Origin of the sequence: Bacillus sp. FSL K6-2869 (genome assembly GCF_040869405.1) — a bacterium.
Lineage (GTDB): Bacteria > Bacillota > Bacilli > Bacillales > Bacillaceae > Bacillus > Bacillus altitudinis.
Genome location: NZ_CP152035.1, coordinates 1,514,783 through 1,533,894, shown reverse-complemented (window position 1 = coordinate 1,533,894; position 19,112 = coordinate 1,514,783). Strand labels below are relative to the sequence as shown.

Below are 19,112 nucleotides of genomic sequence, written 5' to 3'. Positions count from 1 at the left end.
CAGTCACTCCCACTCTTTCAAAATTTGTTGATAAGCTTCCACTGGGTTTGTGGCTTTTGTGATCGATCTTCCCACAACAATCTGTGAAACACCCTGTTCTTTGGCAAAGGCAGGTGTCGCCACACGCTTTTGGTCATCCGTTTGATCATTTGGTAAGCGAATTCCTGGTGTCACAGTGAGAAAGGAAGGAGAGATTTGTTCATGAAGCTGTTTTGATTCATGAACAGAGCACACCACACCATCAAGTCCACTTTCATATGCCAATTGTCCATAATGAAGCACCGCCTCTTGCAATGGGCGGTCAATTAGTAATTCTTTTTTCATCATATCTTCTGACGTGCTTGTCAGCTGTGTCACTGCAATAATAGCCGGGCGATTTTGCCCGGCAGGGGTTCCGCTTTCAAGCCCCTCTACGGCCGCCTGCATCATTCTTTTCCCGCCGGCTGCATGTACATTCACTAAATCAACACCAAGTGCAGCAAGTCTGTTCATCGCTTTTTGCACAGTTGTTGGAATGTCATGAAGCTTCAGATCAAGGAAAATACGGCAATTTTTTTCTTTCAGTGCGTCAATAATGGCAGGACCTTCTTGGTAAAACAGCTCCATGCCGACCTTTACGAATAATGGAGTGCCTTCAAAACGATCTATAAAGGCGTGCGCCTCCTGTCCTGATGGAAAATCAAGCGCGATGATGGGCAAGTGCTTCATGTTTCCAGCTCCTTCCGATGCATTCCTCTACAGATGAATACCCATAAGCCGCTAACACATTCGGCAGTTCATCAATGATTTCCGGGCAAATAAATGGGTTCACAAAATTGGCTGTCCCAACAGCTACCGCACTTGCACCAGCTAGTAAAAATTCAAGTACATCTTCAGCGCTTTGCACCCCGCCCATCCCAATAATCGGAATAGAAACGGCCTGACTGACCTCATGCACCATTCGGATGGCAACAGGTTTTACAGCAGGACCTGATAATCCGCCTGTTTTATTGGCAAGAATGGGTTTGCCTGTTTTTAAATCTAAACGCATCCCAATCAAGGTATTGATCATGGTGAGTCCATCCGCTCCAGCCGATTCAATCGCTTTAGCAATCTCAACGATATTGGCCACATTAGGTGACAGTTTCACATAAACAGGAACGGTGGAAACTTCCTTGACGGCTTTTGTCAATGTAGCCGCCATTTCTGGATCGGTCCCAAAGGCAATTCCACCTGTTTTCACATTCGGACACGAGATATTCAGTTCAAGGGCGTGAACATTGCTTGCTTGACTAATTTGCTTTGCTACTTCAACATAATCATCAACTTGTGATCCAGCAACATTGGCAATAATAGGGGTATCGAACTGCTCAAGCCAAGGTAATTCATGTTCAAGCACGCCTTTTAGACCTGGATTTTGGAGACCAATCGCATTCAGCATACCGGCTCCTGTCTCAGCTACCCTCGGTGTCGGGTTGCCAAATCTCGGTTCAAGGGTCGTGGCTTTAATCATGATGCCGCCCAGCAAGGAAAGGTCATATAATGATGCGAATTCTTTTCCAAATCCAAAACAGCCTGATGCAGGAATGATTGGATTTTTTAAAGATAAGCCGGGTAATTCGATGTTTAGCATGATAGCGCCACCTCCTCCGCTTTAAAAACAGGTCCATCCAGACAAACTTTAACGTACGGTTTCTCGTGCTGATCGGTATGACAGACACAAGCAAAGCATGCACCGATTCCGCAGCCCATTCGTTCTTCCATTGAAATATAGACAGGCTTCTCGGGATAAGAGTCTTTTAGTGCTTTTAACATAGGTGTCGGTCCACAGGAAAGCAAGACATCAAAGTCCAGCTCATTCTCTTCAATGACATTTGTCACGAAACCTTTCAAACCATATGTCCCATCAACGGTTGCGATAAACGTATCTCCGAGTGCTTGAAACTTCTCCTCATAAAATACATCCTTTTTCGATTGAAAACCGAGAACATGTTTTACGATGACGCCTTTTTTCGTTAACCGCTTAGACAGTTCATATAGCGGAGGCACACCGATTCCTCCACCGACTAATAATGCGGTCTGTCCGGCCTGAACGACTGAAGGGTCATAGCCGTTTCCAAGCGGACCTAACACATCGACTGACTCTCCCGCCCGCTTTTTGGAAAGGAGCTTTGTGCCCTCTCCCTCTGCGCGGTAAATGATGGTTGCTTCTTGCTTTTCGGCATGAATGTTGGCAATACTGATCGGTCTTCTCAGCAGCGGTGTCATGGATTCACTGACCTTTATATGAAGAAACTGTCCAGCTGTTTGAAAGGATTCAACAAGATCACCCTTTAATGTCATTTCGTAAATATGATCAGCGATCTCTCGGTTCGAGACGACCGTCAAGTATGCTTTTTTCATATCGTTACTGTCACCTCAGCATTCGTTTTCACTTCTGGCATTTCATCTGCTCTAAAGGTCATGCTCTCTAGCACTCTTAAAATCGCTTCCGCTGTATCTAGTGACGTTAAGCAAGCGACACCATTTTCAACAGATTCACGTCTAATTCTAAAGCCGTCTCTTGCTGGCTGTTTTCCTTTTGTTAAGGTGTTGATGACAAATTGGGCTTCACCATTTCGAATGACATCCAGCAGATTCTTTCCTTCTTCTCCTATTTTGCCGACAACACTTGATGGAATGGAAGCTTGTTTTAAGTAATTCGCTGTTCCTTCTGTTGCTAAAATATGATAGCCGATGGAATGGAATCTTCTTGCAATCTCAAGTCCTTCTTCTTTATCTTTATCAGCCACTGTCAGGAGAACCGTTCCGTCTTTTGGAATTTGAATGCCTGATGCAATCAGCCCTTTGTAGAGGGCTTTTTCGATTGTGACATCTTTCCCCATGACTTCACCTGTTGATTTCATTTCAGGCCCTAGTGTAATATCTACTCTTCTTAGTTTTGCAAAAGAGAAGACTGGAACTTTAACATATACGCCTTCTTGCTCAACATGAAGCCCTTCTTGGTAGCCATAGTTTTTCAGTTTTTCTCCTAAAATAACCTTTGTAGCTAAGTTCGCCATTGGAATGCCTGTAATTTTACTTAAGAATGGGACAGTCCGGCTTGAACGCGGATTCACTTCAAGTACGTACACTTCACCTTTTGATAGAACAAATTGAATGTTCAAAAGCCCAATGATGTTAAGGCCTTTTGCGAGTTTAATCGTGTATTCTGCGATTTTCGCTTTGATGTCCTCAGACAAAGTTTGCGGCGGGTAGACCGCAATGGAGTCTCCAGAGTGAACGCCGGCTCTTTCAATGTGTTCCATAATGCCTGGTATGACAACCGTTTCTCCGTCAGACACAGCATCTACTTCAATTTCTTTTCCTGTCAAATACTTATCAATGAGCACTGGATGCTGCGGATTGACTTTCACCGCATTCTCCATGTAGTGAAGGAGCTCAGCTTCTTGATACACAATTTCCATTGCACGGCCGCCTAATACATAGGAAGGACGGACAAGCACGGGGTAACCGATTTGATTCGCAATCGCTACTGCCTCTGGTACAGACGTCGCTGTCTTACCATTTGGCTGCGGCACGCCGAGTGTTTCTAATGTTTGTTCAAACTTGTCACGGTTTTCCGCACGGTCAAGGTCTTCAAGCGAAGTTCCAAGAATCTTAACCCCTCTATTTGATAATTCATCTGCTAAGTTAATCGCTGTTTGTCCGCCAAACTGAACGACGACACCTTCTGGCTGTTCAAGGTCGATGATGTGCATCACATCTTCTACAGTGAGTGGTTCAAAGTAGAGCTTATCTGAAATACTAAAGTCTGTTGAGACGGTTTCAGGGTTGTTGTTAATAATAATGGCTTCATAGCCTGCCTGTTTGATTGCCCACACTGAATGCACGGTCGCATAATCGAATTCAACCCCTTGTCCGATTCTGATTGGACCTGAGCCTAGCACGATGACACTTTTCTTATCTGTTCGTTCGGATTCATTTTCATCTTCATATGTGCTGTAGAAATATGGTGTTTCTGATTCAAATTCTGCCGCACATGTGTCCACCATCTTATACACAGGAACGATGCCTGCTTCTGTTCTTAGGTTATAGACATCTGCCTCATTCATATTCCATTCGCGGCTAATATAAATATCTGAGAAACCTTTTTCTTTCGCTTCTTTTAAAACGTCTACATTGCCTTTGTTTTCTTTTAGTGTCTTTTCAAAAGCGATGATGCCTTCCAGTTTATGAAGGAAGAAATAATCAATTTTCGAGAATTCATGAATCTGTTCGACAGTATAGCCTCTTCTTAGCGCCTCAGCGATATAAAACAGACGTTCATCTCCTGCTTTGATAATCCGCTTTTCAAGCACTTCGTTCGTAATGTCCGCTTCGTCTTTTAATTCAATGTGATGCACATCCGCTTCAAGTGAACGAACAGCCTTTAAAAGAGACTCTTCTAATGTGCGGCCAATCGCCATGACTTCACCCGTTGCTTTCATTTGTGTTCCAAGTCGTCTGTTGGCAGATTCAAATTTATCGAACGGCCAGCGCGGGATTTTTGAAACAATATAGTCAAGTGCTGGCTCGAACGCTGCATATGTTTTGCCTGTGACTGGGTTCATCATTTCATCAAGTGTTAGGCCGACTGCGATTTTCGCTGCAAGTTTTGCAATTGGATATCCAGTTGCTTTAGACGCAAGAGCAGAAGAACGGCTCACGCGCGGGTTTACTTCGATAATATAGTATTGGAAGCTGTCTGGATCAATCGCCAGCTGTACGTTACATCCGCCTTCAATGCCAAGTGCACGGATCAGCTTGAGTGACACATTACGAAGCAGCTGATATTCACGATCACTTAGCGTTTGACTTGGTGCCACAACGATACTGTCACCTGTGTGAATGCCGACAGGATCAAAGTTTTCCATGTTACAAACCACAATGGCATGATCTCCGCTGTCACGCATGACCTCATATTCAATTTCTTTAAAGCCTGCGATACTTTTTTCAAGCAAACATTGTGTCACCGGACTTAACTTCAGTCCATTCTCGACGATTTCTTTTAATTCTTGCTCATTTGTACAAATTCCGCCGCCTGTTCCGCCTAGTGTATAGGCTGGTCTAACAATGACCGGGAAACCGATTTGATCTGTGAATGCCATCGCTTCTTCAAGGTTATGGATGATTTCACTTTCTGGTACAGGTTCATTTAATTCATTCATTAGATTACGGAATAAATCTCTGTCCTCTGCTTTTTGAATAGCTGACAGCTTGGTGCCTAGTACTTCAACACCGCATTCAGCGAGTACACCAAGATCTGATAATTCAACAGCAAGGTTCAATCCAGTTTGTCCGCCAAGTGTCGGCAAAATCGCATCAGGACGTTCTTTTCGAATGATTCGTGTTAAAAATTCTGGTGTCAGTGGTTCGATGTATACCTTATCGGCCATTTCTGTATCCGTCATGATCGTCGCAGGGTTAGAGTTCACAAGAACGACTTCATAGCCCTCTTCTTTTAGCGCTAAGCAAGCCTGTGTGCCTGCATAGTCAAACTCCGCTGCCTGACCGATGATGATTGGACCTGAACCGATCACTAAAATCTTTTTGATATCTACGCGTTTTGGCATACTTCTTCCCCTTCTTTCTCAGTTGTATGAATCATGTCCATGAACTCGTCAAATAAGTAGTTCGCATCTTCTGGACCCGGTGATGCTTCTGGGTGATACTGAACAGTGAATGCTGGTGCTTCTTTATGTTTTAATCCTTCAATGGTATTGTCATTTAGCGCAATATGTGTGACTTCAAGCACGTCTTCATTAATGGCGCTAACCGTGTAGCCATGGTTTTGAGACGTCAAGGTTACCTTGCCAGTTGCTAGTTCTTTGACTGGATGATTGGATCCTCTATGCCCAAATTTCATTTTTTCTGTACTTGCGCCGCACGCAAGCGCGAATAACTGGTGTCCTAGGCAGATACCAAAGAGTGGTACCTTTCCAATCAGCTGCTGAATCATTTCAACCGCTTCTGGCACATCGACTGGATCCCCAGGTCCGTTTGACAGCATGATGCCGTCTGGTTTTAACTGTAATACTTCATCTGCCGTGATATTGTGTGGCACCACAATAACATCACAATCTCGCTTATTGAGTTCGCGCAAAATGCCATGCTTCATGCCGAAATCGACAAGCACAATTCTTTTGCCTCTTCCTGGGCTTGGATACGCATTTTTCACAGATACTTGGCTTACTTGATCTGTTGGTAGCTGCATTGTTTGAAGGCGGCTCACAACATCTTCTACTTGTTCATCCGGTCCTGCAAAAGCTCCTCTTAATGTACCTGCACTTCGAATCATGCGCGTGAGCTTGCGTGTATCAATGCCGCTAAGACCCGGGATATTTTTCATTTTTAAATACTCATCAAGTGAGTATGAAGAGCGCCAGTTTGAAGGCTTTTCACAAAGCTCTTTCACGATCAGCCCTTTCACAAACGGTGTGATCGATTCAAAATCATCACGGTTAATGCCGTAGTTGCCGATCAGCGGGTAAGTGAGTGTGACAATTTGTCCGCAGTACGACGGGTCAGACAATATCTCTTGATAGCCCGTCATCCCTGTATTAAAGACGACTTCTCCGACTGACGGTTCTAAGCTGCCAAAGCCTGTTCCTTCGAATACTGTTCCGTTTTCTAGCACTAAGCGTCTCTTCATTTTACTAGTCTCCCCTCTTCATAAACGACTTTCCCAGATGCAAGTGTCATGACCGGCCATCCTGATACAGTCAATTTGTCAAACGGTGTATTTTGTCCTTTAGATAAGAAGCTTTTTTTGTCAATTGCCATTTCTTTGTTTAAATCAATCAGTGTGATATCAGCGATTTGACCTTCTTCCAGCTTTCCGTATGGAAGAGCAAAGGCTTCTGCTGGTTTGATGGTCATATAATCAACAAGTTCTTTTAATGTCCATTCCCCTGTTTTCACAAAACGTGTGTACAGAAGCGGGAACGCTGTTTCAAGTCCGACAATCCCAAATGGTGCCTTCTGCATCGTTTCGTTCTTTTCTTCTTCTGTATGCGGTGCATGGTCTGTGGCAATAAAATCAATCGTGCCATCTAAAAGTCCCTCGATCAGTGCCTCGCGATCTTCTGCTCCTCTGAGCGGCGGATTCATTTTATAGTTTGTGTCAAGACCTGGAATGTCTGCATCACATAAGAGAAGGTGATGTGGAGAGACCTCAGCCGTCACACGAATGCCTGCTTTTTTTGCATCGCGTACCACTCGGACGGATTCCTTTGTACTGATATGACATACATGATAATGACAATTCGCTGCTTCTGCTAAGAGGACATCTCTTGCAATATGCACCGATTCACAAATTGACGGTATTCCGTTTAACCCATTTGCTTTTGAAAAGTCTCCTTCATGAACGCATCCTCCATAAATGAGTGAGTTATCTTCACAGTGCGCCACTATGGCTTGATCAAGGCTTGCTGCCTTTTTCATTGCTTCGTACATCATGCCTGCGGTTTGAATACCAACACCGTCATCCGTAAAGGCAAATGCGCCCGCTTCTTTTAACGCTGCAAAGTCTGTCATCTCTTCGCCAATTTGTCTCGTCGTGATGGAAGCGTATGGCAATACTCTTACAGAGGAGGTCTCTTTGATTCGATTCATCAGCCATTCCATTTGTTCTTTTGTATCTGGAACTGGCCGTGTATTCGGCATCGCTGCAATGGTCGTATACCCGCCTCTTGCTGCTGCCTTAGAACCTGTTTCAATGGTTTCTTTTTTCTCGCCGCCTGGCTCTCTTAAATGCACATGCAGATCAATCAAACCTGGTGATACAAATAGCCCTGCTGCATCAATGACTTCTTCTCCGTCTTCTCTTTCTAAGTGACCCATTGCTTGAATCACTTTTCCTTCTACCCTAATATCCTGCTGCACTCTTTCCCCTGTGCTTGTTAAGATAAAACCGTTTTTAATGAGATATGACATAGACAGAATCTCTCCCTTTTTGATGTAGTCTGCTATTTTGAAAAGCTCTTTTTAACACAGCCATTCGGATATACACACCATTTTCCATTTGTTTAAAAATCCTTGACTGTTTTGACTCTACTAATGAATCATCTATTTCAACACCTCTATTTACTGGTGCTGGATGCATAATAATCGCTCTTTCTTTCATTTTGCTTGCCCTGTCTACTGTTAATCCATAAGTAGATAAGTAACCCTCGTTGCCCATCTTTTCTGAGTGTCTTTCATGCTGAATTCTCAGCAGCATCACCACGTCAGACCGCTTCATGGCTTCGTCCACTTCGACATACGTTCCATGAGGGTTTTGTTCATCTTGGAAAGAAGCTGGTCCTGAAAAGAGCACTGTCGCTCCTAGTCTTGCGAGGACTTCAGCATTGGACCTTGCCACCCTGCTATGCTTGATATCACCATGAATCGAGATCGTTAAGCCTTCAAAGCCGCCAAACTCTTCGAAGATCGTCATCAAATCCAGCAATGATTGGGTAGGATGCTGACCGCAGCCATCTCCCGCATTAATGATTGGAATCCCGACCTTCCCAATCAACTCTTTGTAATATTCGTCGGTACTGTCTCTGATGACACATGCCTTGACTCCGATGGATTCAAGTGTTTTCACTGTATCGTAAAGGGTCTCTCCCTTTTGAACAGAGGTACTTGCTGCGTCTAGGTTCAGCACATTCATTCCAAGTTTCTTCTCTGCCACCTCAAAGCTAAAACGCGTTCTTGTACTTGGTTCAAAGAAGAGGTTCGCTACAAATTCACCTGCTAAACCATGTTCCTGTTTCCCTTTTTTCAATGCACATGCTTCTTCAATCAGCTGTAAAATTTCTTCCTTTGACAAGCTGCTCATTGTCGATAAATCATTCATTTTTTCTGCCCCCTCTAGTTTTTCATCACTTTCAGGTTCAAAAAAACCCTAAGCCTCGGCAGCTTAGGGTTCTCCAAAAGAAGCAGGGGTGCTTTCGCACGTTCTGCTCCGTTTAGAACCCTTGTCAGCCTCACTGGACTTCTTTTAAAAGGTTTTCGGTATTCGATTCATTTGACTCATCATCTTCTGCCTTCTGATGCGGCAGAATCAGGTTTAACAGGACGCCAGTAATGGCAGCGAGTGCCATTCCTGACAGCGTCAGATTGATTTGTTTCACCTCAATGAATGCCCCGCCAATTCCAATGACTAAGATGACTGATGCGATAATGAGATTGCGCTTTTCTTCAAAGTTCACTTTGTGATCAATCAGGATTCGCAGTCCGCTTGAGGCTATGATTCCAAAGAGCAGGAACGAAACGCCCCCCATAACCGCGGACGGTACTGTACTGATTAATGCTGAAATTTTCCCAACAAAGCCGAAGCAGATCGCAAACACCGCTGCTCCGCCGATGACGAAGATACTGAACACTCTTGTGATCGCAAGGACGCCAATGTTCTCTCCATAAGTCGTTGTTGGAGGTCCGCCGATGAGTGAAGCGAAGATTGTCGCCGCACTGTCTCCTAAAATGGAGCGATGAAGACCTGGCTTTTTAATAAAATCTTGTCCAACAACTTTGCTTAACACGACTTGATGGCCGATGTGCTCAGACATGGTCACAAAGGCAACCGGCACCATCACTGTGAGAATGCTTAAGGTCACAGCAGGTGTATAGTCGACAAATGGCACAACAAAGTCTGGTACAGCAAACCATTTTGCGTCAATGACCGGCTGGAAGTTCACAATGCCTTGTGTTAAAGCAAAAAGGTAGCCGCTGATAATGCCGATTAAGACTGGAATCAAGCTAAGGAATCCTCTTAGGAAGATCATACTAATAATGGTGACAGCGAGCGTGAAGCCTGCAACCATTAAATGCTTCAGGCTGTAAACAAGCTCCTTTGCATTTGGATCCACGTACATCGCCATGTTAACAGCTGTTCCAGCGAGTCCGAGTCCGATGACCATAATGACGGGTCCTACAACGACAGGCGGCAGAAGCTTCATTAGCCAGCCTGTGCCGAGCCATTTGATAAATAATGCGATGAGTGCATATGCCACACCCGCCATAAAGGCACCTACCATTGCGGCTCCAGGGCCGCCGGTGGCTTTTACATTCAAGATAGGGGCGATAAAGGCAAAGGACGATCCAAGATACGCCGGAATTTGCCCTCTTGTGATGATTAAGTACACAATGGTTCCAACCCCGCTTGAGATGAGCGCAACGGCTGGGCTCATATCAATGATCTTTGGTACAAGAATGGTTGCACCAAACATGGCAAACAAGTGCTGCAGGCTGAGTGACAGCCATGTGAACGGTTTTGGGATATCTCGAATGCCTAAATTGGCTTTTTGCTGACTCATGATTTTCCTCCTAGATGTGTCCTTTTTCATTAAAAAAGCCTCTTTGCGAGTATGCGCAAAGAGGCCTAGAAAAACCGTACACGTCACTTTAGTCGTGTGCTCGGTGTCTCTGTTATTGCCCTCTTTGCAAACTCTCTGGAATGCATTTAAAAAGGTTATTTTTCATATATAGCGACAAGGTCGTTTTGATCTACTTCATTGAGCTGAACCATGACTGTCTCTGCTTTTGATGTCGGGATGTTTTTTCCGATATAATCCGCTCGAATCGGCAGCTCCCGGTGTCCCCGGTCGACTAGAACAGCCAGCTGAATGGAAGATGGTCTTCCTACATCCACAAGCGCATCCATAGCTGCTCTCACCGTTCTGCCTGTGAACAGAACATCATCCACGACAATGAGTGTTTTGTCATTAATGTCAGCTGGAATGTCTGCACCCTTGACAAGCGGGTCTTGATTCTCTGTCTTTTTTGTCAGGTCATCACGGTATAGCGTAATATCCAGTTCACCCACAGTCACGGGGTTTCCTTCAATTTGCTCGATGCGCTCTGCAAGGCGCTTTGCAAGATGAATACCTCTTGTCTTGATCCCGGCCAGGATGACATCCTTCATCCCTTTGTTGCGCTCAATCATTTCATGTGCAATACGGGTAAGCGCTCGTCTTATCGCTTGTTCATCAAGAATAACTGCTTTTTGTTCCATCTTTTACACCTCTTTTTGACAAATAAAAAGCCCCTTCTGCAAAGGGCAGAGAGGGGCGCTCATTTGTGCATACTCGTGCACAAATTGATCCGTTATCCTTCTCAGCCTCTCTGGACTGTTTTAAAGAATCTCAATTTCTTCGTTTATTATTTCAAAAAAAGAACGGCCTGTCAATCGTTATTTCTTAATGAATCGATAAAGCCCCGCATATCAGCTGGAATTGGAGCTGTAAACTCCATATATTCTCCTGTTCTAGGGTGATCAAATCCTAACACGCCTGCATGCAGCAGTTGTCCATTGAAATCAACAGTTTTTCTCGGGCCATATTTTGGATCTCCGGCAAGAGGATAGCCAATGTATTTCATATGAACACGAATTTGGTGGGTTCTTCCTGTTTCAAGGCGGCATTCTACAACGGTAAAGTCTTTAAAGCGCTCCATCACATCAAAATGAGTGACCGCCTGCTTTGCATTTTCTTTTGTGACCGTCATGCTTTGGCGATCTTTTTTGTCTCGACCAATTGGAGCATCAATCGTTCCAGTATCATGCTGAATGATGCCATGAACAACGGCTGTGTATTTTCTAGTGACCGTTTTCGCCACCAGCTGATTGACGAGTGATTCATGCGCCATATCATTTTTTGCGACCATTAAAAGCCCTGACGTATCTTTATCAATCCGGTGGACAATTCCTGGTCTCATCACACCATTAATGCCTGACAAATCATTGCAATGAGCCATGAGGCCATTAACAAGAGTACCTGTCACATGTCCTGGTGCTGGATGAACGACCATTCCTCTTGGTTTATTGACCACTAGTACATCTTCATCCTCATAATAAATATCAAGATCCATTGATTCCGCTTCTACATCTAGTGCTTCTGGATCTGGAATCTCTACTTTGATTTGATCTCCAGCTTGTACTTTATAATTGGCCTTCACTTGTTTTCCATTTACTTCGATGAGCCCATCTTTCACCCACTGCTGGACTTGGGTTCTTGACCATTCTGGTTCAGTTGTGCTTAAAAATTTATCAAGCCGTTCACTCGTTTGTTCTTCTGAAACGGCAATGTTTACTTGATTCATGTAGTTGACTCCTTATTTTTCTTTCCATCTAACAGCATTTGAATAAAGAGCAGAATGACCCCCACACATAGAGAGGAATCTGCGATATTAAAGATTGGATAATGATAATCCCCAAATACGAAATGAGCAAAATCAACCACTTCTTGACGGAAAATACGGTCAATAAAGTTTCCAATCGCTCCGCCAAGCATTAAGGCAAGCGCTACGCCAAGTAGCTTGTCCTTTTGTCCATGTTTTTGCAAATAATAAACAATTCCTGCAATAACAACGAGTGTGATCACATAGAAAAACCACATTTGTCCTTGGAGAATCCCCCATGCGGCTCCTGAATTTCGGTGGGATGTGATGTAAAAGAAGCCATCAATCACAGGAATAGAATCACCGAGCATCATATGTTTGACAATGAGCCATTTTGTTAATTGATCTAAACAAATTATCACGAATGCGATTATGTAATAGAACACACACGTTCCTCCATCTTCATACTTTGGTCTTTATGCATTTTATCAAGAAAACAGGATGGAGTAAAGAAACTTTAGTTGACAGACAAAAACCTCCCTACATGTGGAAGGCTTCAAAATGAGAATCGTTTGATTCATAAGGATAAGGGGTGAATGCTTTTTTCTCGTATTGCTTATGATATAAAAAGTCGTCAGTCGTACGAGCTGTCGGAAGAATACTCATTTGTTCAATGGGCATTGTATGCCCTGTCGCCTCACATATGCCATAAGTTCCTTGTTCAATTTTTGCAATCGCGAGCGAAACATCTTGCAGTTCTTCTTTGATGTGATAAAGAAGCGTGGTCGTTTTTGCTTGATCGAACGTGACATGTTCAGCGGGTGAACGCAATGATGCATATTCAAACAGTTTCGATTGCAGTTCTTCTCTCATTTGAAGGAGTTCCATGTAAATCGTCTCTAGATCGCCATTCATGTCGCTGTTTCAACTCCTGCCCTGTCGTGATAATCATATTGTTGCCCCGCCTGTTCACTTTAAAGCCATAAGATTTTTCCTTTCGTTCTAAACGCTGTCATTTTCTCTATATCAAAAACGCCCCGCTATATGCGGGGCGCTAGTTGGTGATATCACGCTGTTAATTCTGGTAATATTTCTCCACGATTTCAGCATTTTTGAGAGACAATGTTGGGTATTTTGGATTTGCGCCAACATCTTTTGAAATAATGCGGGAACGTTCGCACAGTTCGCCTTCTGCTTTTTGAACAACAATACGTCCTGATGTGTATTCAGGCGCTGATGCGTCTGCATGCTTCTCATCTTCTACTGTTAACTCAGAAATGATAAAGAGCTGCTTCACATCTTCTTTAATGGATGCAAGAAGGTTTTTCACTTCCTCTGTTGCATAAAGGGTCACACTCGCTTCAAGTGAACGTCCGATGACTTTCTCATTACGCGCAATTTCCAGCGCTTTTAGCACATCGTCACGTACTTCCATAAAGCGGTCAAACTTCACTTCTGTCGCTTCTGCTTGAGGAACAGCTACACCTTCTGGCATATCTGTTAACTGAACACTTGGCTCTTCAACAAAGCTTAAGTGGCTCCACAATTCATCTGCTGTATGCGGAAGAATTGGTGCTGTCAGCTTCACTAACGCCATTAATGTTTCGTAGAAGACCGTCTGCATGCTGCGGCGGTCTGGGTGATCCGCATGCTCAATGTATACCACATCTTTTGCAAAATCGAGATAGAAAGAGCTAAGCTCAATCGTACAGAAGTTGTGGATGGCATGATAGACAACCGCAAATTCGTAATCATCATAAGCTTTTTTCACTTTATCAATCAATTTGTTTAATTTGATTAAGATATATTGATCCACTTCGCGAAGCTCTTCGACTGGTACTGCATTGACTGCTGGATCAAAGTCAAACAGGTTACCATGCAAGAAGCGGAACGTGTTACGGATTTTACGATAAACTTCTGCGACTTGTTTTAAAATGTCGTCAGACACTGGATGATCGGCTTGATAGTTGACAGAAGATACCCAAAGTCTAAGAATCTCCGCACCAAGCTGCTTCGCTACTTTCGTCGGATCAATCGTATTGCCTAATGATTTACTCATCTTGCGTCCTTCTTTATCAAGCGTAAAGCCATGGCTGAGAACACCTTTATATGGCGCTTTTCCAGTGACTGCAACTGCTGTAGATAAAGATGAGTTAAACCAGCCGCGATATTGATCAGAACCTTCAAGGTAAAGGTCTGCCGGACGAACCAGATCATCTCGTTCTTCTAATACCGCTTGGTGAGAAGAACCAGAATCAAACCATACATCCATGATATCTTGCTCTTTTGTAAATTCACCGTTCGGGCTGCCTGGATGTGTAAAGCCTTCAGGCAATAATTCTTTTGCTTCTTTTTCAAACCAAATATTCGAGCCATGTTCTCTAAATAATTGAGAGACGTGCTGAATCGTTTCATCTGTGATGATTGGCTCACCATTTTCAGCATAGAAGACTGGGATTGGAACGCCCCATACACGCTGTCTTGAAATGCACCAGTCACCTCTGTCACGCACCATATTGAACAGGCGCGTTTCGCCCCAAGCTGGAACCCATTTCGTTTCTTTAATATTATCTAATAGTGCTTCTCTGAAATCTTTAATGGAAGCAAACCACTGAGCAGTTGCACGATAAATTGTTGGTTTTTTCGTTCTCCAGTCATGCGGATAGGAGTGCGTGATAAAGTCGAGCTTTTTCAATGCGCCTTTTGCTTCAAGCTGTTCTGTGATGGCTTTATTGGCATCCTCATAGAATAGTCCTTCAAAACCAGGTGCTTCTTCTGTCATCACACCTTTTTCATCTACTGGACATAACACATCAAGACCGTACTTCATACTTACGATAAAGTCATCTTCCCCGTGACCTGGCGCTGTGTGAACACAGCCTGTTCCTGCATCTGTTGTGACGTGATCGCCAAGCATCACAAGAGAATCTCTATCGTAAATTGGATGTGCTGCAACGACCTTATCTAATTCTTTACCTTTTAAGGTTTTCACAACTTCGTACTCTTCAAAGCCAAGTGTTTTTGCCACTTGTTCAACTAGCTCAGATGCGATGACATATCGCTCAGCACCCACTTGAAGCACGCTGTACTCTAGGTTTGGGTGAACACAAATGCCAAGGTTTGCAGGAAGTGTCCAAGGTGTTGTTGTCCAGATGATGAACTGCTCGCCGTTTTCAAGTACGCCTTTGCCATCTTTCACTTTAAATGATACGTAAATCGATGGTGAACGTTTGTCCTTGTATTCAATTTCTGCTTCAGCAAGTGCTGATTCACTTGAAGGAGACCAGTTAACAGGCTTAAGACCTTTGTAAATATAGCCTCTTTTCGCCATTTCACCAAAGACAAGAATTTGCTGCGCTTCGTATTCAGGCTTCAATGTCACATATGGATTATCCCAGTCTGCTCTTACGCCCAAACGTTTAAACTGATTGCGCTGACCTTCGATTTGTTTCCAAGCATACTCCTCACATAGTTTACGGAATTCTGCTGTCGACATTTCTTTGCGTTTGACTTTTTTATTTTTCGTAAGGGCTGTTTCAATCGGTAAGCCATGTGTATCCCACCCCGGTACGTACGGTGCATGGAATCCATTCATTGATTTAAAACGGACAATAAAATCTTTGAGGATTTTATTGAGTGCGTGCCCCATATGAATGTCACCATTCGCATATGGAGGTCCATCATGCAAAATAAAGGTCGGGCGTCCTTTTGTCCGCTCTAAAACCATTTGATAGATGTCTTTTTCTGCCCACTCCTCTTGGATTTCAGGCTCTTTGTTCGGCAAGTTCCCTCTCATCGGGAATTCTGTTTTTGGCATTAATAAGGTGTCTTTGTAGTTCATACCTATTCCTCCACATGCAAATTCGTATTAAAAAACAATAAAAAAAGCCCTCTCATCCCATAAGGGACGAGAAGGCTTGTCTCGCGGTACCACCCTTTTAGACAAGCGCTTTGAAATTGCCGCTTATCCACTCTAAAATCGTAACGTGATCTGACGCCTTTTCTTACTCATTCATTTCAGAAAAGGAACTAAAGGGGTGATCTCATTGCAGCGTTTCGTAATGTCAGGCTTCCACCGTCCCTGATTCGCTTTATTACGCATGTGTAACCGCTGCGAGTGTCCCTTTCAAACGTTTATCTCTTGTTAATTTATGATGGTATTATATGCAACATGAGCACGTCATGTCAAGGTGATGCGCTTATTCTTTTTCGTCAAAGACAGCGTCAACTTCATATTCCAGCAAATGATCCCAATCATCATTTTTCAGAAGATCAAGCTGAGCTTCGATGAGCATTTGGAAACGAGTTCTAAAGACTTTCGACTGTTTCTTGAGCTCTTCGATTTCCATTGCAATCTTTCTTGATTTTGATAACGCTTCGTTGATAATACGGTCTGCATTTTTCTCAGCTTCACGAATGATCAATTTCGCTTCTTTATCAGAATGACGCTTCACGTCTTCTGCTGCTTCTTGCGCCACAAGAATGGATTTGTTTAATGTTTCTTCAATTGTTGCAAAATGGCCTAGTCTTTCATCAAGCTCGTTGACTTTGTCTTCAAGCTCGTTCTTTTTGCGAAGTACGATCTCGTAATCTTTACGTACTTGGCTTAAAAACTCATTTACTTCATCTTCGTCATAGCCGCGAAAACTTTTTGTGAACGTTTTATTATGAATATCATTAGGTGTTAATGGCAATCTTGCCACCTCCAGATTCAAATTCGTTATGTCAGAAGCTCAAATGTTACTTTGAATTTATCTTTTTTCGTCTTCCCATCAATTGTTTTTAAGCTAAAGCGGCCAAATCCCCTGACAGAGAGCTGATCACCTTCACCAATTGTAAAGGAAGGGTCTTCAGTGACTTTCCAGTTTACTTTGACAAGACCATTTTTGACCAAAAGCTGTGCTTTTTGCCGAGACTGACGGCTGACAGCAGCACATACAGCGTCAAGCCGCAGTGAAGAAATCGTATCTTCTTTGATATCGGTTTTGCTGATGACTGGCTGAAGATCTGCCTTGCTGATTTCCTCTAATGAAACAGATGCTCTGCCGACATGCGTCAGCTGAGCCCGAACAAAATCGGCAACATCGCTTGTACAAATAAATTGCACGTTGTCCTCTGAAAACAACAAATCACCGAATTTTTGACGCTTCAGGCCTGTCCCAATGAGCGAACCGAGAAGGTTGGGGTGTTCTATAGAAATAAACTTTTTCGCATAGTTCACCTGAAAATAAGTCAGTTCAAAATCCTGTATGGTCGGTGCTAAATAGTCAGGATAGATCAAAGCCCTTTTCCGCTCTGCTTCCTCATACCCGCCAAAAAACATGAGACCCAGTTCATCAGAATGCTGAATCACGGACTGGGTAATGAACTGCTCACGCGGATCAAGAAAGTCTGTTAATTTCATTCGATATTGATCGAGTGCGATGTTTTTCCAGCCTAATACTTGGTCGACAAATGGCTGTTCGTCTTTTCTAAAATGTTGATAAATATCGCTCATTTTGTTCCCCTTTTATGTAAAAGAGCCTGGCAGATGCCAAGCCCGGCAGCCTGTTTACATGAATCGTACAATCATATTATAAAGACCAGTTAGTCCATACGATGATGCGAAACGAATCACAAGCAATGCCACAATCGGCGAGATGTCAATCATGCCAATTGGCGGAATAATTTTACGGAATGGTTCTAAATACGGTTCGCAAATGTTTGTCAAGAAGCGGCCAATCGATGTTTCTCTTGCAGATGGCACCCATGACATAAAGATGTAAATAATGATCGCGAATGAGTAAATCGTTAATACCGTACCCAAAATATTAAAAATGAAATTTAGAATAACTATGATTTACCACCTCTGAGGTTCTTCCTCTGTCAATAGCTCTGATATTGTGCCAGATACATCCACATTATCAGGAGTGCAGAGGAATATATTCGAGCCAATACGCTGAATGTCTCCACCGATTGCATAAACCGTTCCGCTTAAGAAGTCGATGATTCGCTTTGCTTGATCGTGCTGAATGCGCTGCAAATTGACGACGACTGCACGCCGATTTTTAATATGGTCTGCAATCTCCTGAGCCTCTGCATAAACACGCGGCTCACTTAACACCACTTTAGAGGATTTTTGCACGCTTTGCAAGCTGACGACATTTTGTTTTCCTGCCTGAGGACGCTCTTGAAATGCCGCTTTATCTTTTGTGTTTTTTTCTTCTTGTGCTGGTTCTCTTTCTTCATCAATATATTCGTACTCATACTCTTCATCATCGAGTGTGAAGAAGCTTTTAAACTTATTTTTTATGCTCATGTCACGCACCTCCTGTTTCATTTCCAACAAGTGAAGAGCCAATCCGAACAAATGTCGCACCTTCTTCAATTGCGATTTCAAAATCGTTTGACATGCCCATCGATAAATGCTGACAAGGTGCATTTACTTGGTTCAGTTGTTTTACCTCTTGTTGAAGGCTTTTTAATGTTTTAAAACAGTTTCGTATCACAGTATGATCATCTGTAAATGGAGCCATCGTCATGAGTCCAGCAATTTCAATCTTTTTGAAATCAGCGAGCTGCTTGACAAATGGAATCACGTCCTCACTTTGCAAGCCGTGTTTTGACTCCTCCAGTGATGTATTCACTTGTACAAAACAGCGAACCGTGTGATCCGCTCTTTTTTCAATTTCATTCGCAAGGGACATTCTGTCTAGCGAATGTAAGTAGTCAATGGTCTGAATGACAGATTTCACTTTTCGCGTCTGTAAACTGCCGATGAAGTGCCAGCTAATGTTTTCATCGGTTATGGCTGCCTGTTTTTCAAGTAACCCTTGGTCACGATTTTCACCAAAGTGCAAAATTCCGGCATCCTTGGCTTCTAATGCTCGTTCAATCGAGACATACTTTGTGACAGCGACAACCGATACATCGTCTGGATGTCTACCTGCTCTTTTACATGCTTCGTTGATTTGTTCATTTATTTGTCTGAGATTCTCTCGTACATTCAA

General features: G+C 43.3%; 18 protein-coding genes. All 18 read right to left on the bottom strand.

Annotation, left to right across the window (positions count from 1 at the left end; all coding sequences use genetic code 11):
• Window positions 1–3 precede the first annotated feature (3 nt).
• Window positions 4–708, bottom strand: coding sequence for an orotidine-5'-phosphate decarboxylase (pyrF, locus tag MHI58_RS07835; protein WP_041507326.1), 705 nt, complete (start codon window positions 706–708; stop codon window positions 4–6).
• The gene (locus MHI58_RS07830) at window positions 680–1,612 is read right to left on the bottom strand and encodes a dihydroorotate dehydrogenase (RefSeq protein ID WP_041507327.1); all 933 of its coding nucleotides are present in this window, start codon (window positions 1,610–1,612) and stop codon (window positions 680–682) included. Before MHI58_RS07830 ends, pyrF begins: the two co-directional genes overlap by 29 nt.
• Window positions 1,606–2,382 (bottom strand): dihydroorotate dehydrogenase electron transfer subunit, encoded by a 777-nt coding sequence (locus MHI58_RS07825; RefSeq protein ID WP_045034246.1) that lies wholly within the window; start codon window positions 2,380–2,382, stop codon window positions 1,606–1,608. The genes MHI58_RS07830 and MHI58_RS07825 overlap by 7 nt, the downstream gene beginning before the upstream one ends.
• Complete coding sequence (carB, locus tag MHI58_RS07820; protein WP_039166760.1) at window positions 2,379–5,594, bottom strand: carbamoyl-phosphate synthase (glutamine-hydrolyzing) large subunit; 3,216 nt, start codon at window positions 5,592–5,594, stop codon at window positions 2,379–2,381. Before carB ends, MHI58_RS07825 begins: the two co-directional genes overlap by 4 nt.
• Window positions 5,579–6,673 (bottom strand): carbamoyl phosphate synthase small subunit, encoded by a 1,095-nt coding sequence (locus tag MHI58_RS07815; protein ID WP_045034245.1) that lies wholly within the window; start codon window positions 6,671–6,673, stop codon window positions 5,579–5,581. Before MHI58_RS07815 ends, carB begins: the two co-directional genes overlap by 16 nt.
• Complete coding sequence (locus tag MHI58_RS07810; RefSeq protein WP_045034244.1) at window positions 6,670–7,956, bottom strand: dihydroorotase; 1,287 nt, start codon at window positions 7,954–7,956, stop codon at window positions 6,670–6,672. Before MHI58_RS07810 ends, MHI58_RS07815 begins: the two co-directional genes overlap by 4 nt.
• Window positions 7,940–8,863 (bottom strand): aspartate carbamoyltransferase catalytic subunit, encoded by a 924-nt coding sequence (locus MHI58_RS07805; protein WP_017367206.1) that lies wholly within the window; start codon window positions 8,861–8,863, stop codon window positions 7,940–7,942. The genes MHI58_RS07810 and MHI58_RS07805 overlap by 17 nt, the downstream gene beginning before the upstream one ends.
• Window positions 8,864–8,993: 130 nt before the next feature.
• On the bottom strand, window positions 8,994–10,322 hold the full coding sequence (locus tag MHI58_RS07800; protein ID WP_045034243.1) for a uracil-xanthine permease family protein: 1,329 nt from the start codon (window positions 10,320–10,322) through the stop codon (window positions 8,994–8,996).
• A 155-nt stretch (window positions 10,323–10,477) separates the two neighbouring features.
• On the bottom strand, window positions 10,478–11,020 hold the full coding sequence (pyrR, locus tag MHI58_RS07795) for a bifunctional pyr operon transcriptional regulator/uracil phosphoribosyltransferase PyrR (RefSeq protein WP_007499718.1): 543 nt from the start codon (window positions 11,018–11,020) through the stop codon (window positions 10,478–10,480).
• A 170-nt stretch (window positions 11,021–11,190) separates the two neighbouring features.
• Window positions 11,191–12,105: an RluA family pseudouridine synthase gene (locus tag MHI58_RS07790; protein WP_007499719.1), complete on the bottom strand. Its 915-nt coding sequence runs from the start codon at window positions 12,103–12,105 to the stop codon at window positions 11,191–11,193.
• Entirely contained in the window at window positions 12,102–12,569 is a 468-nt protein-coding gene (gene lspA / locus MHI58_RS07785) for a signal peptidase II (RefSeq protein ID WP_008344942.1), read from the bottom strand. Before lspA ends, MHI58_RS07790 begins: the two co-directional genes overlap by 4 nt.
• Before the next feature lie 94 nt (window positions 12,570–12,663).
• Window positions 12,664–13,038: a hypothetical protein gene (locus tag MHI58_RS07780; RefSeq protein ID WP_008344944.1), complete on the bottom strand. Its 375-nt coding sequence runs from the start codon at window positions 13,036–13,038 to the stop codon at window positions 12,664–12,666.
• A gap of 160 nt (window positions 13,039–13,198) precedes the next feature.
• On the bottom strand, window positions 13,199–15,964 hold the full coding sequence (gene ileS / locus MHI58_RS07775; protein ID WP_008344945.1) for an isoleucine--tRNA ligase: 2,766 nt from the start codon (window positions 15,962–15,964) through the stop codon (window positions 13,199–13,201).
• Between the two features lie 358 nt (window positions 15,965–16,322).
• A complete protein-coding gene (locus MHI58_RS07770) occupies window positions 16,323–16,817 on the bottom strand; it encodes a DivIVA domain-containing protein (RefSeq protein ID WP_008344947.1) in 495 nt (164 codons plus the stop codon).
• Between the two features lie 26 nt (window positions 16,818–16,843).
• Window positions 16,844–17,620 carry an RNA-binding protein gene (locus tag MHI58_RS07765; protein ID WP_017367204.1) on the bottom strand — a complete coding sequence of 259 codons (777 nt, stop codon included), beginning with the start codon at window positions 17,618–17,620 and terminating at the stop codon, window positions 16,844–16,846.
• Between the two features lie 54 nt (window positions 17,621–17,674).
• The gene (locus MHI58_RS07760) at window positions 17,675–17,959 is read right to left on the bottom strand and encodes a YggT family protein (RefSeq protein ID WP_034657633.1); all 285 of its coding nucleotides are present in this window, start codon (window positions 17,957–17,959) and stop codon (window positions 17,675–17,677) included.
• A 3-nt stretch (window positions 17,960–17,962) separates the two neighbouring features.
• Window positions 17,963–18,421, bottom strand: a complete 459-nt coding sequence (gene sepF, locus MHI58_RS07755) for a cell division protein SepF (RefSeq protein WP_017359354.1) — start codon at window positions 18,419–18,421, stop codon at window positions 17,963–17,965.
• A gap of 1 nt (window position 18,422) precedes the next feature.
• Window positions 18,423–19,112 carry a YggS family pyridoxal phosphate-dependent enzyme gene (locus MHI58_RS07750; protein WP_024720318.1) on the bottom strand — a complete coding sequence of 230 codons (690 nt, stop codon included), beginning with the start codon at window positions 19,110–19,112 and terminating at the stop codon, window positions 18,423–18,425.

Excerpts from the sequence above, each read along its gene's own strand:
- pyrF (WP_041507326.1), bottom strand. The coding sequence starts at position 708 with ATGAAGCACTTGCCCATCATCGCGCTTGATTTTCCATCAGGACAGGAG.
- MHI58_RS07830 (WP_041507327.1), bottom strand. The coding sequence starts at position 1,612 with ATGCTAAACATCGAATTACCCGGCTTATCTTTAAAAAATCCAATCATT.
- MHI58_RS07825 (WP_045034246.1), bottom strand. The coding sequence starts at position 2,382 with ATGAAAAAAGCATACTTGACGGTCGTCTCGAACCGAGAGATCGCTGAT.
- carB (WP_039166760.1), bottom strand. The coding sequence starts at position 5,594 with ATGCCAAAACGCGTAGATATCAAAAAGATTTTAGTGATCGGTTCAGGT.
- MHI58_RS07815 (WP_045034245.1), bottom strand. The coding sequence starts at position 6,673 with ATGAAGAGACGCTTAGTGCTAGAAAACGGAACAGTATTCGAAGGAACA.
- MHI58_RS07810 (WP_045034244.1), bottom strand. The coding sequence starts at position 7,956 with ATGTCATATCTCATTAAAAACGGTTTTATCTTAACAAGCACAGGGGAA.
- MHI58_RS07805 (WP_017367206.1), bottom strand. The coding sequence starts at position 8,863 with ATGAATGATTTATCGACAATGAGCAGCTTGTCAAAGGAAGAAATTTTA.
- MHI58_RS07800 (WP_045034243.1), bottom strand. The coding sequence starts at position 10,322 with ATGAGTCAGCAAAAAGCCAATTTAGGCATTCGAGATATCCCAAAACCG.
- pyrR (WP_007499718.1), bottom strand. The coding sequence starts at position 11,020 with ATGGAACAAAAAGCAGTTATTCTTGATGAACAAGCGATAAGACGAGCG.
- MHI58_RS07790 (WP_007499719.1), bottom strand. The coding sequence starts at position 12,105 with ATGAATCAAGTAAACATTGCCGTTTCAGAAGAACAAACGAGTGAACGG.
- MHI58_RS07780 (WP_008344944.1), bottom strand. The coding sequence starts at position 13,038 with ATGAATGGCGATCTAGAGACGATTTACATGGAACTCCTTCAAATGAGA.
- ileS (WP_008344945.1), bottom strand. The coding sequence starts at position 15,964 with ATGAACTACAAAGACACCTTATTAATGCCAAAAACAGAATTCCCGATG.
- MHI58_RS07765 (WP_017367204.1), bottom strand. The coding sequence starts at position 17,620 with ATGAGCGATATTTATCAACATTTTAGAAAAGACGAACAGCCATTTGTC.
- sepF (WP_017359354.1), bottom strand. The coding sequence starts at position 18,421 with ATGAGCATAAAAAATAAGTTTAAAAGCTTCTTCACACTCGATGATGAA.